The organism is Aneurinibacillus sp. XH2, from assembly GCF_001439585.2.
Lineage (GTDB): Bacteria > Bacillota > Bacilli > Aneurinibacillales > Aneurinibacillaceae > Aneurinibacillus > Aneurinibacillus thermoaerophilus.
Genome location: NZ_CP014140.1, coordinates 519,544 through 534,908, shown reverse-complemented (window position 1 = coordinate 534,908; position 15,365 = coordinate 519,544). Strand labels below are relative to the sequence as shown.

The window sequence follows — 15,365 nt, the reverse complement described above, 5'->3', positions numbered from 1 at the left end:
TATCCTGAGATTTTATGCAAAAAATACCTGGCTATAATTGTTATCCGTTATACAGCATAACCTTATTCTTCTATCCGTGTATGCTATACGTGGCAACATTATAAAAGTTTCAGCTATTTTTCCACTTTGCGATCCGGAAATGCTTCCTTAATGTTCTTCCATACGCCGCGCTCCGCTTCCCGCGCTTCCGTTTGCCATTCGCGGATCTGGTCGACGTATTTTACATTCGGCGGAAACGTCGCCAGGCGCGCCAGACCACTTCTAACAAGCGTACCATTGAAAAATTCCCCTTTACCGTCTTTCACATCAAGATATACATAACGCAGCCACCGTCCGTACCGATCCGTGGACTGGACATCTTTTTCAAGCCAAACTTCCTTGCCTTCTAGACGCCTCGTCGTATATTGCTTTGCTTCTTCTCCGAGATATCCTTTCGGCCGGTTTGGTGCTTTCGATTCCGGCGTATCAACAAGAATCAACCGTATCTTCCGTTCTTTTCCCTTCACATTTACCACAAATGTGTCCCCATCCACGACTCTAACCACTTTTGCCTTCTGCAGTTGCTGCTCGTTAACATTTACGACTGCCTTTGTTTCTTGAAAACTGTCCTGGGAACCTGTGCTACAGGCAGCAAGTATCCATACGCAAATAAACCATATGATAGACAAGCTCGCCTTTCTTCCCATGTCTCATCCACTCCACTTCATTTTTGTTCTAGATATGTTTTCCAGATAGAAAAAACTCGCGGACAAATGCTTCGCAAGTTTTTCCTAATCATCAAGATAAAAACCAGCCTATCGACATAGACTGGTTTTTATCTTAGTCATATTTTCTATTTTACAACACGACGGGCAGTTACATAATACTTTTTATACCAAGAACTGTTCAAACTGCTGATCGTAACATTATATTTCGTGTTGGCCATATGCAGAATTTTTCCACTCCCGATATATATACCAACATGAGTAATATCCCATTTGTTTTTCTTAGTGCTAAAAAATACTAAATCTCCTTTTTTTAGCTGGTTTTTTGGAACGTATGAGCCAAGCTTTACCTGTTTGTCATCATCCAGCGTATTTATGTTAATTCCGTTCTTTTTGAATATATAATAAATAAAACCGGAACAATCCATATATTTTCCAGGCACATAGGCATGTCTGTACTTTGCTTTGCCAATCAGGCCTTTGCCAGTATTGATAATATTGTCAATCACACGACTTTCGTTACTGATATTCAAAGTACTTCCGTATTTTGCAGAAATATCTGCAGCTTCTGCCTGCATGGGTGCAGCCATTCCCCCAAGCAAAATTCCTGCTGTTAATAGACTTGCTGTTACTGCTTTGAAATTTTTTTTCATGATTCCCTCTCTTATCTGCCGACGAGGTTAGCTGACGGGTTCGGTCGAAAGACGCCCGACCGCGCATGCGCGGTTTCACCCCAAATCATTGGTTCCCCCGTTCCAACGTGTATCAAAATTGGATTAGGCATATGTTTTGTTTCATGTATACCATAACGTACATAGAATACGATTTCATTATAATAAATGTGGATATGAAGCCTCTTTTTGTAATTAATTTCATATACTTACATCATATATAGACGGTCAGATAAGCCTTTCAATAGGCGAACTCAAACCAATAAAAAAACAAATAGACGGCCCGATTCTGAGCCGTCTGTTCGCTTTCTTTATTTGATTTTATGTTGAGTGACTACAGAAGGAGAGTCTGTAATGGTGTTTCTAACTGCCTATCCAGTATAATTGCAATAATAAGAATAACAAAAAAAAATACTGGCTAATTTCATGTAGTTTTTCGGATCTCTGTTTCGCATAACGGAAACAATTGCTAACGTCCCAAATAAAATGAGTCCCGCAAACCCTATAAGTTCCATTAACGCCCACATAAAAATGAAGCCTCCTTTATATGTTCAACCACTTCATCCTGAGAAGCTCCGCATATTCATTAAGATAAGAGTAACATAAGTTCCTGAAAAGACAAAAAGAAAGAAGCATCAAGTATATCATGGCAAAAACAAAAGAAGGTTATCCAGTCTAAAACAGTAGGAACAACCCTATTGTTTATATCTTACTGCTAAATGTCAGCCATACGAAAAACCCCTGCACAGGGGTTTTTCGCTAACCAAATTATCCATTCAAATCATCTGCTCAGACAATTGCTGCTCTCCCTCTTTTTCTTCCCCAAAATGCACAGTCCAGGTAATCACTTTTCCGGCAACAATAACCGCCAGAATCGTATAAAAAAGTTTATCTAAAGGCAAAAAGAATGAAGATAAACCTAATACGATTAAGTCTAAAATGAGAAACACGGTTCCTATCGATATACCGGTACCTTTACTGATAAAAAGACAGAGCAAATCCTCTCCACCCGTTGTTCCGCCATAGCGCAGGACAAGTCCGGCACCATAACCGGTGATAATCCCCGAAAGAACGGAAGCCAGCACCATCATATGGCTAAAATCAAAAATCAACGGTGAATACAATTCGCACAACTCATAAAATAAGGAAAAAGCAAACGTGCCTAGAGCCGTCTTTAAGATAAACTGCGGACTTTTTTTGAAAAGAATCAGGATGAAAAACGGGAGATCAAATAGAAGTATTGTGATTGCAGGTGAAAAGTCAAATACGTACTTAAGCAGAAGAGAAAGACCGACAAAACCACCTTCTAATAAATTGTTTTGGAAATTAATGTGGTAATAGCCAAAAGCCAAAATAAACGTTCCTAACAAAATCATCAAAACCGAGCGAATACTTTGTTTCCTCATATAAGAAGCCTCTTTCCGTAGTAGTGTAATAACAACTAACTACGGCAGAGGTTCTATACGATTGTTTTGTTCGCATAATCTCCCATCCGTAGTTAGTTGTTTTGACCTATGTTCATAACAACCTGACTACGGCGCTAAATATATGAGAGATCAAACCGCTTCCATATCTGCCTGGCAGGCAACATGGTTTCGAACCCTTTCTTTATAAATTTATTTTGATAATTTGATTATATCATATTTATACAAATCATGGCTAATAAAAATAACCAGGTTCTGTTACCAAGATACAAATCATAAAAAGTGTTAAAAAGAGCTGTACCATCTATTCGGTACAGCTTTTTTATCGTATTTTCCCTTGCTTAAGGAATAACACCCGATTTCCAAGCTTCTTCGCCTCTTCTTCATCGTGTGTAACAAGCAGCACGGGAATCCTCCACATACGATGTAATTCCAGAAGCTCATTCTGACATTGCAAACGCGTGTCCTTATCCAGCGCGGAAAAAGGTTCATCCAGAAGCAACAACTCTGGCTCTGTCGCCAGCGCCCGTGCCAGCGCTGTCCGTTGTTTTTCTCCACCGGAAATTTGATGAGGATATTTGGGCAAAAGATGTGAAATCTTAAGGACATCCAACAATTTCTCGATTAAAGCGCGCTTCTTATGATCACGTTTATTTCTTACTCCATACAAAATATTTTTCTCCACGGTCATATGCGGAAAAAGGGCATAATCCTGGAACAAATACCCGATCCGTCGCGCTCTTGTAGGTAACGGCTTGGCCTTTCTGTCAAAAAACACCAAACCATTGAGCTGAATCAGCCCGGCATCAGGCTGAACAATTCCAGCGATGCTATTTAAAATCGTGGTTTTTCCAGAGCCGGAAGGACCGAATAAAATAATAATTTCATCTTCAGCTTCAAATTGAACATCCAGAAGAAAGTGCGGTAACTTTTTGCATATCTCAACGCTTAACATCTTTCATTCACCCTCTTTGCTTTCGGCGAAACGGCGCAGATTCCTGCGGCTCCACCAATTGAGCCACATCATCGTACTAAATCCGAGCGCCACAATCACGATCACCCAATACGTAGCTTTCTCTATTTGCCCTGCTTCTACCGCAAAATAGATCGCCAGCGGAATGGTGTCCGTTTTTCCCGGAATATATCCGGCAAGCATGAGCGTCGCTCCAAATTCTCCAAGCCCGCGAGCAAAAGCAAGCACCAATCCTGCCAATATTCCGGGCCATGCCAGAGGAAACGAAACCGTCCAAAACACTCGCCATTCCGATGCCCCCATCGTGCGCGCGGCTTGTTCCAGTTTTTTATCCAAAGATTGAAAAGCGGCGGCAGAAGACTGATACATCAAAGGGAAAGAAACGACCACAGAAGCAATCACCGCCCCGATCCATGTAAACACAATTTGTACATCGAACCATTCCAACAGCCAGCGACCTACCCATCCGTTCTTTCCAAATAAGATAAGAAGCCCGAATCCGACAACGGTGGGCGGCAGGACAAGCGGTAACAGGAATAGTGATTCGATCACACTTTTTCCTGGAAAATTCTTACGAGCAAGCACAAACGCAATCAATACTCCGGTTATAAAGACGATAAGCGTAGATATCCCGGCCACTTTTAAAGACAAAAACAGCGGCCCCATTGTCATGTCAGCCATAAAGTATCAACCTTGTTTATTTAAATCCATATTTTTCTAATATTTCTTTGCCTTTTTTACTCGCCAGATATTTCAAAAATGCCTTAGCCTGGTCAGCATGTTGCGTGTTCGCCGTTACCGCGCCAGGATAGACAATCGGCTTGTGCCATTCCGATTTGGCGATAGCCAGCACTTTCACTTTTTTGGAAATTCTAGCATCGCTTGCATACACCACTCCAACATCTGCATTACCCGATTCTACATACGTAAGCACTTGACGTACATCTTTTCCTAATACAAGCTTGTCCTGTAACTTGTTCCACAATCCAATATTTTCCAATGTTTCTTTTGTATATCTTCCCGCCGGAACACTCTCTGGCTCCCCAACAGCCAGTTGTTTTATGTGTTCAGGTGACAATTTGTCAAATGAATCAATATGTAAAGAACTGTCCTTTGGTGCCACTAACACAAGCTCATTTGCGGCAAAATCGACACGCGTATCTGCTGCAATCAAGTTTTTATCCTGTAATGTATCCATATCTTTTTTGCTGGCGGATAAAAAAGCATCGATCGGGGCTCCCTGTTCAATTTGCTTGGCAAGCCTGCCTGAGCTTCCAAACGTATATGTTACAATAGTATTGGGATTTTCCTTCTCAAAAGCGGCTTTTATTTCCTTTAGGGCATCTGTCAAACTCGCCGCCGCAGAAATAGTAAGTTCAACTTTTTCAGCAGGTGCGGACAACTCTTCGCTCTTGGAAGATGAGCCACTGTTCGTGCACCCTGCTAAAACAAACAATAATAATACTAACAACAACGATAAAACCTGCTTCAATATACGCCTCTCCTTTATTTTATTTTTATATAAATCACGTTTGATCTATCGACATTCTCTCGTGATTGAAGGAGAGAGAAAATAAGTCGAAATATCAAAAGCGATATATCCAATTATATCTAATTATAAATAAATATAAATAGTTATAAATAATAGGGTTGAATTTAAGTTACAAAATTGGATGGTGGAAACATGAGTAATATCTCTTATACAACCGAAGAAATCGCTAATATCCTAAAAGTATCCAAATTAACTGTATACGATCTGATTAAAAAGGGGGAAATTCGGGCCTATCGCGTCGGAAGGCAAATGCGTGTCGATGCTCAAGATCTGGAAACCTATAAAGCAAAGGCAAAAGGCGAAATCTATCCCCCGCCCCATTCGTCCCAACCGACTTCTTCTCTCGTTTCCGAAAAAAATACTGCTTTGCACTCTCCATCGCCTAGTCGCCCGATCATCATTAGCGGTCAGGATTTAAGCCTTGATATACTCGTAAAGCATTTAGAAAAACGTTCTTCCCTGTATCGTCCCTTGCGTTCGTACACAGGTAGCCTGAACGGTCTTATTTCCATGTATAAGGGAGAGGCGGATATTGTCAGCACCCACCTGTGGGACGGAGATACGGGAGAGTATAATATTCCGTACATCAAAAAACTTCTGGTCGGCCACCGCTTTCTCGTAGTAAACCTCGTGTCACGTTGGGCTGGATTTTACGTAAAAAAGGGGAATCCGAAACAAATTCAAACCTGGGAAGATTTAACCAGGCCGACAATAAAAATTGTCAACCGTGAAAAAGGGTCAGGTATTCGCGTGCTGCTTGACGAACAATTGCGGCTCCGTCAAATCATCGGCCAGAACATTAAGGGGTATACAGTGGAAGAATCTAGCCATTTAGGGGTTGCAGGAGCTATCGCCAACGGCGACGCCGACGTGGGAATCGGCAGTGAAAAAGCGGCTTCTATTGTAGGGGTGGACTTCGTTCCGCTAATTAAAGAACGTTATGACCTTGTCATTTTAAAAACTCCAGAAAACGAACCGTTCATCGAAATACTATGTGATACTTTACATTCTCCTTCGTTTAAAAATGACATGAAAGCAATCGGAGGGTATGAGCTATCGGAAACAGGAAAAATCATATACGAAACAATATAAATACACAGTTATGAAATAAAGGAGAGAGAAAAGCAGCGTATCTTTTTTCGGACTGAACTCTTTTCTTCTCTCCTATCCAAAGATATTTCATTAAACACTTAATAGAGCTTGTTTATAACTACTTCGCAAGATTAGCAAACAAATCATCTACCACGCGGTTAGCTGCCTGATAGCCCAGACCACTTAACCATGTCTCATCGGACACCCGGTATACTTTATTTTCTTTTACTGCTTTGAATTGTTTCCATGTAGGATTGGACATAATTTTGCTTGTTAAAAGATTTTCTTCGTCACGTGTAAACCAGAAGATAGCATCCCCCTCCATGTCCGCAACGCGTTCTTCGTTAAGCTTTACGCTGAATTCATTTTTATCCTGTGCGGCAGGGCGCGGAAGACCGGCATCTTGAATAATGCTGCCGCTAAAATTATCTCTTAAATAAACAGTGACATTATCTTTGCGTGGGCGCAAAATAGAGACATGAGTTTTTGTGAGACGATCACCCATCTTTACTTTGAACTCTTCAATACGGTTATTGTAATCATTCAACAATTTTTCTGCCTCTTTCGTTTTACCTAACGCTTCCGCCTGCAACTTAAGATTTTCTTTCCATGTAGCCCCCAATGTCTCAACAAACACAGTTGGAGCAATTTGACTTAGCTTCTCATAAATCGCTTCGTGCGTATCTTTTGAACCTAGAATCAAATCAGGTTGCAAAGCAGCGATCGTCTCCAAGTTCGGCTGATTAATGGTTCCCACCTTTTCGATTCCTTCTACTCCTTTGAGATACGACGGGAACGGATGATCCGCGAACACCGTAGCCGCCCCCACAGGCTTTACTCCCAATGCCAACACATTGTCCAACGCGCCATTATCAAGCGTAACGACCCGTTCTGGTTTCTTCGTCAATTTGGTTTCTCCCATAGCATGCTTAATCACCTGCTCAGAAGAGCCGGAAGATTCAGCTTTTTCTGGAGCTGATGCTGTCTGACCGCCGCATGCCGTCATCAATAGTACAATGGCTATCAGCCAAATACATAAAAAATAATATGAACGCTTTTTCCTTGCCATTTACAGGTTCCTCCCTTAAAATAAGAATTGTCAAATTTATAATTGATATAAATTATCATTTTCAGTTAAAGGGTATACTATTTTGTCTTTTTCTGTCAATCCAAATTTTACATGGAGGGTATTGTGAGCTTGTTTGCCCGTATATTTCCCGGTTTTCGGTTTACCTTTTTTCTTCTTCTGCTGCTTGTTTGCTTTTTCGCAAGCATCGTATACGGAACAAAGCCGATTTCCTATCCGACTATTTATTCGTCCTTTGTTGCCTTCAACAATGACTCCGAAGATCATGTAATTATTCAAGCTGTGCGCTTACCCCGCGCGCTCATCGCTCTGGCGGTCGGCGCCTGTCTGGGCGTAAGCGGAGCGATCATGCAAGCATTAACAAGAAATCCGCTGGCTTCTCCCGAACTGCTAGGCATGAATCACGGCGCAGCGTTGGGAGTGGTGAGCAGCCTTCTTTTTTTTCCTGCTTCTTCAACACTAAACCATATTTGGTTTGCTTTTCTAGGGGCAGGCCTTGCAGCATGCCTGGTCTATATCTTCAGCACCATCGGCAAAAATGGTATGACACCGGTAAAGCTTACACTTGCTGGCGCATCTTTAACCACTCTGCTTGTCTCGATCACACAGGCTCTTTTAATTTTAAGCGAGCGCTCCTTTGACGAGATGCGTTTCTGGCTGGCAGGTTCGGTGTCCGGGCGCAGTATCGAGCTATTTTTAGATATTCTTCCTTTTATGCTTTTCGGGCTTATTATTGCTTTATTTATCGCAAAAAAAATCGAAGTGCTCGTTTTTGGCGAAGAGATCGCTACCGGCCTGGGCCAGAGAACGGCATGGGTTAAAGTCACAGCTATGTTTGCTGTCGTGTTGCTGGCTGGCAGCGCTGTTTCCATCGCGGGCCCGATTAGCTTTATCGGCTTGGCGGTTCCTCACCTAGCGCGTTCGTTGGCAGGGGCGAATTTCCGCTGGATTTTCATCTATTCGGCAGTATTGGGCGCGACATTGCTGCTGCTGGCTGACACCGCCGCGCGATTCGTTATTTATCCGCAGGATCTCCCTGTCGGAATTATGACAGCTATACTCGGAGCACCCTTTTTTATTTATATCGTCCGAAAAAAGGATTGGAAGCTATGAACCGTACGACAAATTTTCATTTTTTAAGAACCGCATTCTTCCCCATAATAAGCAGTCGGTATTTGCTTGTTTTGCTCGTTCTGCTTCTATGCAACCTGGTGGTTGCTTGGATTACGATTGGGATCGGCGAGTTCCGTATCCCGTTTGCGGATGTGATAAAAACGCTGGCAGGATACGGCGAAAAAAAATATGAATTTGTCATCTACACACTGCGCCTGCCCCGTACGCTGGTTGCTTTTCTTGTGGGAATAGGACTTGCTGTTTCTGGAACCATTCTTCAGGCATTAACCCGGAATCCGCTGGCTTCTCCCAGCGTGATCGGACTTAATGCTGGAGCTGGCCTAGGAGCGTCCATTATGATTATCCTCTTTCCTGCTGTGTCTATCTTTTTCGTCCCATTCGCTGCCTTTGCCGGCGCTTTCATTGCCGGAGCGCTTGTCTACCTTCTCGCTTGGAAAAATGGAGACTCACCGCTGCGTCTTGTACTTATCGGGATCGGAATTGCCGCCATCGCCCAAGCATTTATCTTGCTGATCCAGACCCACGGCAAGATTCAATTGGTAACGAAAGCAACCATCTGGCTGGTCGGCAGCGTGTACGCGCGGGGATGGGAACATGTTTGGTCCTTATTCCCTTGGATTTTCCTTCTCTTCTGTGTGACGTTTGGCCTCGCGCGCCACTTGGATATCCTTCAGCTCGGCGACGACATTGCCCGTGGGGTGGGAAGCAGAGTGGAGTGGCAGCGGGGATGGCTATTGCTTATAAGCATTGCTCTTGCAGGGGCATCTGTTGCCGCTGCCGGTGTTATTAGCTTCGTTGGGCTTATGGCGCCCCATATTTCCCGTCGTCTCGTTGGCTCATCACATAGGGTTCTCCTAATTACAGCAGCGTTAGTTGGCGGACTGCTCGTTATGCTATCCGATTTGATCGGCAAAACTCTGTTCGCGCCGATTGAAATTCCTTGCGGGATTGTCACTGCCATCATCGGCGTCCCCTACTTAATATACTTGTTGATTCGGGAGCAAAAATAGCATTCTGCTCTAGATATTGGAAAATGTTCCTCTTCTTCCTAGGCTTTCGTTCATTTTCTACAAAGAAGCATGATCTGTCTGCATCGCTTCGACAAAAGCAGCGGCCGCAAAACATCTGGCAACTCAAAGATAGAGATGATTGCGGCCGCTTTCTTGCTTTTGCCTTCAGCGCTACGTAGAAGAAAATCAAAAGGCATATGTTTATCCTACGTGAACCTCTCTCCAATAAATTGGAGAGCTTCTCGCTTCATCGAGCCGACTATTGTCGCACTCTCCACGAAGGCTAGTTCCTAGCCTAGCGTGTCTTACGACACGTTTTGTAGTTGTTGTACTGCCCGTTTGAGAATGTTTTTGGCGGCATTTACATCACGGTCACATTCAAATCCACAAGAAGGGCAATGATGTGTCCGTACAGCCAATGTTTTCTTTACGATTTCATCACAGCTTGAGCATTGTTGACTTGTGTTTCGTGGATCAACCAGAACAACACGCTTACCAGCACTTTCAGCCTTGTAAGTGGTGAACTGTACAAGTTGATTCCACCCTGCATCTGCAATACTCTTTGCAAGATGATGATTTTTCACCATGTTTGTGATTTTCAAGTCTTCAAAGGCGATCAAATCATAGCGATTGACCAATTGACGCGAAATCTGATGAGCATTATTTCTGCGCTGATTCGCAATGTACTCATGCTTCTTGGCGAGGAGTGCCACAGCCTTTTTACGGCGGTTTGACCCTTTCTTTCGCCTTGATACGATACGCTGTAACTTTTTGAGTTGTCGCTCGCTTTTACGCAAATACTTGGGGACATGATAAAAATCACCATCCGATGTGATCGCCAGATGCTGTAAGCCCAAATCTACACCGATCTTTTTCCCTGTTGATTGCGTTTTTGTTTCCATTTCACAGGACAAACAAACATAATATCGTCCATTTTTAGCGATGACTGTGCACGTTTTGATTATACCTTGCACTTGACGATGTAGTTTGATTCGAACGGTTCCAACTTTGGACAGCGTGATGTACTTTCCTTCGAGTGAAAATCCTGATTGCGGATACGTGAAACTGTGATAGCGATTCATCCCTTTGAAGCGAGGAACTCCTGCTTTTTCGCCACGCTTCAACCGTCTGAAAAAGGCTTGATACGCTTTATCCAGACGTTCGACTACGTTTTGTAAGACTTGCGAATGAACATCCTTATACTCTTCACACACCTTTTTCAGCGCAGGTAACTCTTTCTTTTGGGAATAGAACGTCAGGGATACACCACACTTTTTATACGCCGTAATTCGCTGTTCAAGCAAGGCGTTATAGAGCCATCGGCAATACATGAGCGTTTCGTTTATTCTTTCTCGCTGTTCTTTGGTTGGCTCAATACGAAACTTATACGTTCGTAGCATTACGAATCTCCTTTTTTCTGATTTTCGATATAATTGCGAATTACATCTTCTGAGATCGAACCAATGGTTTCGATGTAAAAGCTACTGTTCCAAAGATGACCGCCCCATAATCTTTTTTTCAGTTGTGGAAATTTCAAAAACAGTTTACGGGCAGAAATTCCTTTCAGCATTTTCACAATATACGAGGGGGGGATCTTTGGATGAGCAGAAGCAAAAACGTGAATGTGGTCTTGTTCGCCGACTTCCATCATGACGACTTCAAACTCTTTTTCCTGTGCGATTTCTTGAAAAAGGTCTTTCAAGTAGCCTTCTATCTCGGAAGTGAGTACTTTTCTTCGGTATTTTACAGACCAAACGATGTGATAATTAACATTGTAGACACAGGTTCGAGCATGTTTTATGGTAGATTTTTTCATACATATAGTATAGCACAAAAAGCTGTTTAACATGTATTATATTGAGCGTTTTCAATTACATATAGTCAGTGAAAATAACAAAAAATTTGCCCTTGTAATCCCCGCAAGGGGGATTCGGGCAAAGCGGACTCTCATCTCTTCTCTAAAGAGGCAGAGGATTCCCGTCCGCAATCCTAAATCCTGATTAATCAACATCTTTACGGTACAAAGGGTTCCTGGCCTGCTGAATGCGCAATTCCGTATCAGGAAAGAGCCTTCTCTTAGTTAACTGCTCGACTCCAATCGTTGGGGCAAAAAAATTAAAGAGGGAAAAACGTTCTTTATGCTCCAAAAAACGTCGTTGATATGTTTCAATGATTCCGCGCACAAGCAACCAGAATTTCGTTTCATTGAATGCAAAATACTCCTCCATAAACAAAGCAAGTTCACCTATATTAATGAAGAAAAAGGCATCATGAACAAAATCACGCACAGTCTCCGGATCGTCCGTCTCAATGAAAGAGTTCCGGTTCACTCTGGCATGATATTCAGGGGGATGCAATAAAGCCGGGCACGTTTTTGCATCGACTACATGCGTCCTCGAAAAACGAATACCGTCATGAAAGTCTTTCAGAACCACGCGAGTCGGCATTCCCTGTTTGTGTAAGAGCACCATGTTTTGTGCATGAGACTCAAGAGCAATCCCATGAACATAAAGAAAATGAATAATTGGCAGAATGCTTGTAGTAAGCAATCGCGTTAACCATTGCTCTGCTCCGTATCTGTCTATCCATGAAGAAATGAATGGCCGATTGTCCAGATCAACAGAACACAACGCGTTAAACGGAATCGCTTCTTCATCACTATCCATAAAGTTCTGTAAACTTTCGCGCCAAATACAACTGAGAACCCCGTACGTTTTCTCCTGGAGATAATCCGCGAGCGGCACCGGATCATAGGAGATACCCATTACTTCGCCAAGCAGCACAAGACGCAATTCATCTTGTAAAAAGGGATCATTCTTTACGATATGCTTTAGCCAATCAGAAATAACAGGAGCGTTCTCTACTGTATGCGGAGCAAGAACACGACTTGTCGACGTATTGATAATACTTAATGAAAGTTTAAGATATGCCTTCTGCCGTGAAGTACAATTGGCTAAAGTACGAATGGACTGCTGCGGAATATATTCCTCTTTCGAGCATCCGAGAAGAAGAATATCATTTCGTCGTATATCTTCAAGAAAAACGGACACAATGATGGTTTTCCACTGCCACGGATGAACAGGCAAAAATAAATACTCTCTCGGATCATTGCCGGTTGCCTTTACCTTTTCAGTAAAAGCATAAACTTGTTCCTCCCCAAGCTCATCATCTAAAAAACGCTTATATTGCAGATGCTTGGCGATGGAGAACCGAGCCTTCCCTCTTCGTACAGCTAGCCAAAGAGGGCGAAACGGCTTTTGAAATTCAGGGCCATACATGTAGTTGTCAACATAATTAAATCCAATCCTTGATTTATAACTTGGATGATACGGATGGCCATCCATTATGTTTCCTTCCAGCTCATCATAAGAACGTTCCCGAAGCATAACCTGAGCCTGAGAACGATAGTATTGCGCTAACGTATCCTTTAACAATGTTTGTTCCAGCTCATGAATAAAATTTGCAAGCCTCGTTTCATCGGCGCCGATTTGTCCAGAAACCTCAAGAAGAAACTGGGTAATTGATTCGGCTTCTCTCTCTTCTCCATGCGCCTGACGAAGAATCGGTTGATTGCTCAAGCGTATACGGCCAAAAGTAGAATGTTGCTTTCCACGGCACAAATAAACAGTCGGTTCCCCTGTTTGACTTATCCCTCTCAAATAATAAATCTGCTCTTTTGTATCTTCTACAACCTCGGGCTGGATAATCCCTTCAAAGAATAAGGATTCTACTAACTGGCGAAAAATTCGCCGGCGCACATTTACATATTGCGGTGATGAGAGCGCCTCTTGCACCACAAGCGCCTGCTCTTCCAGCAAAACATCTACATCAAATGTTTCATTCTTTGTCTCGATCATGCTTTCACCTCCTTACGAATTTCTGTTAGCTTTGTTTGAAACATATAAAGAGGATTTTTTACGGCATGTACTCGAACCCCTGTATCGTCAAATAGACGACGTTTCGTCAACTGTTCTACTTCAATCGTTTTCGTAAACAAATCAAACAGGTAAAATCGTTCTCGCAAATGTGAAAAACGCTGTTGATACCCCGCGATGACGTCAGCTACCATCTCCCAAAAATCTTGTTCCGATAAACGATAGTGCTTTTTTAAAAACAAAGCAAACTCAGACAAATTAATGAAAAAGAAGGCATCATGCAGAAAATCTTTAATTTCTGACGGATCCTCTTTCTCGATAAAAGAATTACGATTGATTCGCGGATGGTTTGCAGATGGATACTCGATTTGTGGATAACCAATTGATGTAGACATAACAGCAGGCGAGTAGCGAATGCCATCATGAAAATCTTTGAGCGCAATTCTCTCAGGTATACCCTCCCGCATAATTAAAATCATATTTTGAGCATGTGATTCCATCGCTACACCATGTGCATATAAGAGATGAATAAGAGGTAAAACCGATATCTCAAACATCCGCTTTAGCCACTTACGAAGCCCTGCCTGTTGAATCCAGGAGTCGATGAACGGCCGCTTGTCCGCATTCAAATGGCAGAGAGCGTTGAATGGAATTGCAGTTTCACCTGGCTCCAAGTATTTATATAAACTTTCGCGCCAGATCGCCCCCAGGACGCCATAAACCTTTTGCTCCATGACATCGACAAGCCCTTGATGATGATAAGAAACGCCCATCACTTCTTTGAGCAAAACCAGTCGCAATTCCTCACGCAAATACGAATCACTTTCCATAATCTTCCCTAACCAATCAGAAATCCTCGCGGCATTGATAATCGTATGCTGACCCAGGATACGACTGGTCGAAGTATTCGTAATGCTTAACGGTAGCTTCACATATGACTTGGTACGCGAAGAAGCATTCGCTAATGTACGGATAGACTGTTGCGGGCGATATTCGTCCGTTCCTTCCCCTAAGCAGATCATCCGTTTACTCTGAATTTGCTCGAAAAATTCGTGCATAATTACGTGTCTCCACTGCCATGGGTGAACAGGTACAATCACATAATCTTCCGGCCTTTTTCCATGGCCTTGAATCACTTTCATAAACTTTTCATAATCCGCACCTAATTCCTGCTGGATAAAAGAAGCATAATCCAACGTATGAGAAACAGAAAGCCTCGCTTCCTCTCGCTGGATGGCTACCCATACGAGTGTTAGACGCGGTTTAAACTCCGGTCCAAATTCTGTATGATCCTTCAATGTAAAGCCAATCCTGGATTTATAGCACGGATGATATAGATGCCCATCCATAATATCTCCTTCCAGCTCATCGTAATCTACCACTTGTTCAGCTGGCTGTTCCCGTTTATAGCATTGCGCTATCGTATCCTTAAGCAAGGTTTGATTAATTTCATCTATAAATAAAGAAAGCTTGGCTTCTGACGCATGAATAAACGGAGCAATCTCATATAAAAAAGTAGTCAAAGACTCTGCCTCTTTTTCTTCTCCATGTATGACCCGTTTTACCGGATCAGATGATAAACAAATCCGCTCAAAACTAAATGTACGGGTAGCACGAAAATGATACTCTACTCTATTGTCCTCCCTGTCACGACCGGGCAGTATCAGTACATCTCCCCCTTTCCCTGACCGTTGTTCCGGGTGAATCATCCCTTCATAAATCAGGGATTGTATTAATTGCCGAAAAATTCTTCGTCTTACCATAACAAATGGTTCTGAATCTAAAAAGGAAAGCAGGATATCATTCATTCTTTTCACCTCAAGTGAATATTGCGCCATAATCC

14 protein-coding genes and 1 riboswitch are annotated in these 15,365 nt (G+C 42.6%); of the genes, 3 read left to right on the top strand and 11 right to left on the bottom strand.

Features of this window, described 5'->3' with window-relative positions; all coding sequences use genetic code 11:
* Nucleotides 1-113: 113 nt before the first annotated feature.
* The 6 genes from ACH33_RS02595 to modA all read right to left on the bottom strand — a co-directional run bounded on the left by ACH33_RS02595 (nucleotide 114) and on the right by modA (nucleotide 5,267).
* Nucleotides 114-686 (bottom strand): thermonuclease family protein, encoded by a 573-nt coding sequence (locus ACH33_RS02595; RefSeq protein ID WP_057897604.1) that lies wholly within the window; start codon nucleotides 684-686, stop codon nucleotides 114-116.
* Nucleotides 687-832: 146 nt separating this feature from the next.
* Entirely contained in the window at nucleotides 833-1,357 is a 525-nt protein-coding gene (locus ACH33_RS02590) for a C40 family peptidase (RefSeq protein WP_057897603.1), read from the bottom strand.
* 1 nt (nucleotide 1,358) lies between these two features.
* A riboswitch (cyclic di-AMP (ydaO/yuaA leader) is annotated at nucleotides 1,359-1,497 on the bottom strand.
* A gap of 654 nt (nucleotides 1,498-2,151) precedes the next feature.
* The gene (locus ACH33_RS02585; protein ID WP_057897602.1) at nucleotides 2,152-2,781 is read right to left on the bottom strand and encodes a YitT family protein; all 630 of its coding nucleotides are present in this window, start codon (nucleotides 2,779-2,781) and stop codon (nucleotides 2,152-2,154) included.
* A gap of 340 nt (nucleotides 2,782-3,121) precedes the next feature.
* Nucleotides 3,122-3,754, bottom strand: a complete 633-nt coding sequence (locus tag ACH33_RS02580; protein WP_057897601.1) for an ATP-binding cassette domain-containing protein — start codon at nucleotides 3,752-3,754, stop codon at nucleotides 3,122-3,124.
* Between the two features lie 3 nt (nucleotides 3,755-3,757).
* Entirely contained in the window at nucleotides 3,758-4,453 is a 696-nt protein-coding gene (gene modB / locus ACH33_RS02575) for a molybdate ABC transporter permease subunit (protein WP_057897600.1), read from the bottom strand.
* A gap of 16 nt (nucleotides 4,454-4,469) precedes the next feature.
* Entirely contained in the window at nucleotides 4,470-5,267 is a 798-nt protein-coding gene (gene modA / locus ACH33_RS02570; RefSeq protein ID WP_082705856.1) for a molybdate ABC transporter substrate-binding protein, read from the bottom strand.
* A gap of 189 nt (nucleotides 5,268-5,456) precedes the next feature.
* On the opposite strand from modA, the gene ACH33_RS02565 reads away from it, so the two are divergent.
* Nucleotides 5,457-6,416 carry a substrate-binding domain-containing protein gene (locus ACH33_RS02565; RefSeq protein WP_057897598.1) on the top strand — a complete coding sequence of 320 codons (960 nt, stop codon included), beginning with the start codon at nucleotides 5,457-5,459 and terminating at the stop codon, nucleotides 6,414-6,416.
* 118 nt (nucleotides 6,417-6,534) lie between these two features.
* Here the strand turns inward: ACH33_RS02565 and ACH33_RS02560 are convergent, their stop codons facing one another.
* Complete coding sequence (locus tag ACH33_RS02560; protein WP_057897597.1) at nucleotides 6,535-7,485, bottom strand: ABC transporter substrate-binding protein; 951 nt, start codon at nucleotides 7,483-7,485, stop codon at nucleotides 6,535-6,537.
* 123 nt (nucleotides 7,486-7,608) lie between these two features.
* Between ACH33_RS02560 and ACH33_RS02555 the strand changes: the two genes are divergently transcribed.
* Both ACH33_RS02555 and ACH33_RS02550 read left to right on the top strand, forming a co-directional pair.
* On the top strand, nucleotides 7,609-8,616 hold the full coding sequence (locus ACH33_RS02555) for a FecCD family ABC transporter permease (RefSeq protein ID WP_236781952.1): 1,008 nt from the start codon (nucleotides 7,609-7,611) through the stop codon (nucleotides 8,614-8,616).
* Entirely contained in the window at nucleotides 8,613-9,647 is a 1,035-nt protein-coding gene (locus tag ACH33_RS02550) for a FecCD family ABC transporter permease (protein WP_057897595.1), read from the top strand. The genes ACH33_RS02555 and ACH33_RS02550 overlap by 4 nt, the downstream gene beginning before the upstream one ends.
* 305 nt (nucleotides 9,648-9,952) lie before the next feature.
* On the opposite strand, the gene ACH33_RS02545 is transcribed toward ACH33_RS02550, so the two are convergent.
* The 4 genes from ACH33_RS02545 to ACH33_RS02530 form a co-directional block, all read right to left on the bottom strand.
* Complete coding sequence (locus ACH33_RS02545; protein ID WP_057897594.1) at nucleotides 9,953-11,047, bottom strand: RNA-guided endonuclease InsQ/TnpB family protein; 1,095 nt, start codon at nucleotides 11,045-11,047, stop codon at nucleotides 9,953-9,955.
* Nucleotides 11,047-11,463, bottom strand: a complete 417-nt coding sequence (gene tnpA, locus ACH33_RS02540; protein WP_082705853.1) for an IS200/IS605 family transposase — start codon at nucleotides 11,461-11,463, stop codon at nucleotides 11,047-11,049. The genes ACH33_RS02545 and tnpA overlap by 1 nt, the downstream gene beginning before the upstream one ends.
* A 184-nt stretch (nucleotides 11,464-11,647) precedes the next feature.
* Nucleotides 11,648-13,504 carry an IucA/IucC family protein gene (locus ACH33_RS02535; protein ID WP_057897593.1) on the bottom strand — a complete coding sequence of 619 codons (1,857 nt, stop codon included), beginning with the start codon at nucleotides 13,502-13,504 and terminating at the stop codon, nucleotides 11,648-11,650.
* On the bottom strand, nucleotides 13,501-15,360 hold the full coding sequence (locus ACH33_RS02530; RefSeq protein ID WP_236781951.1) for an IucA/IucC family protein: 1,860 nt from the start codon (nucleotides 15,358-15,360) through the stop codon (nucleotides 13,501-13,503). The genes ACH33_RS02535 and ACH33_RS02530 overlap by 4 nt, the downstream gene beginning before the upstream one ends.
* Nucleotides 15,361-15,365 lie beyond the last annotated feature (5 nt).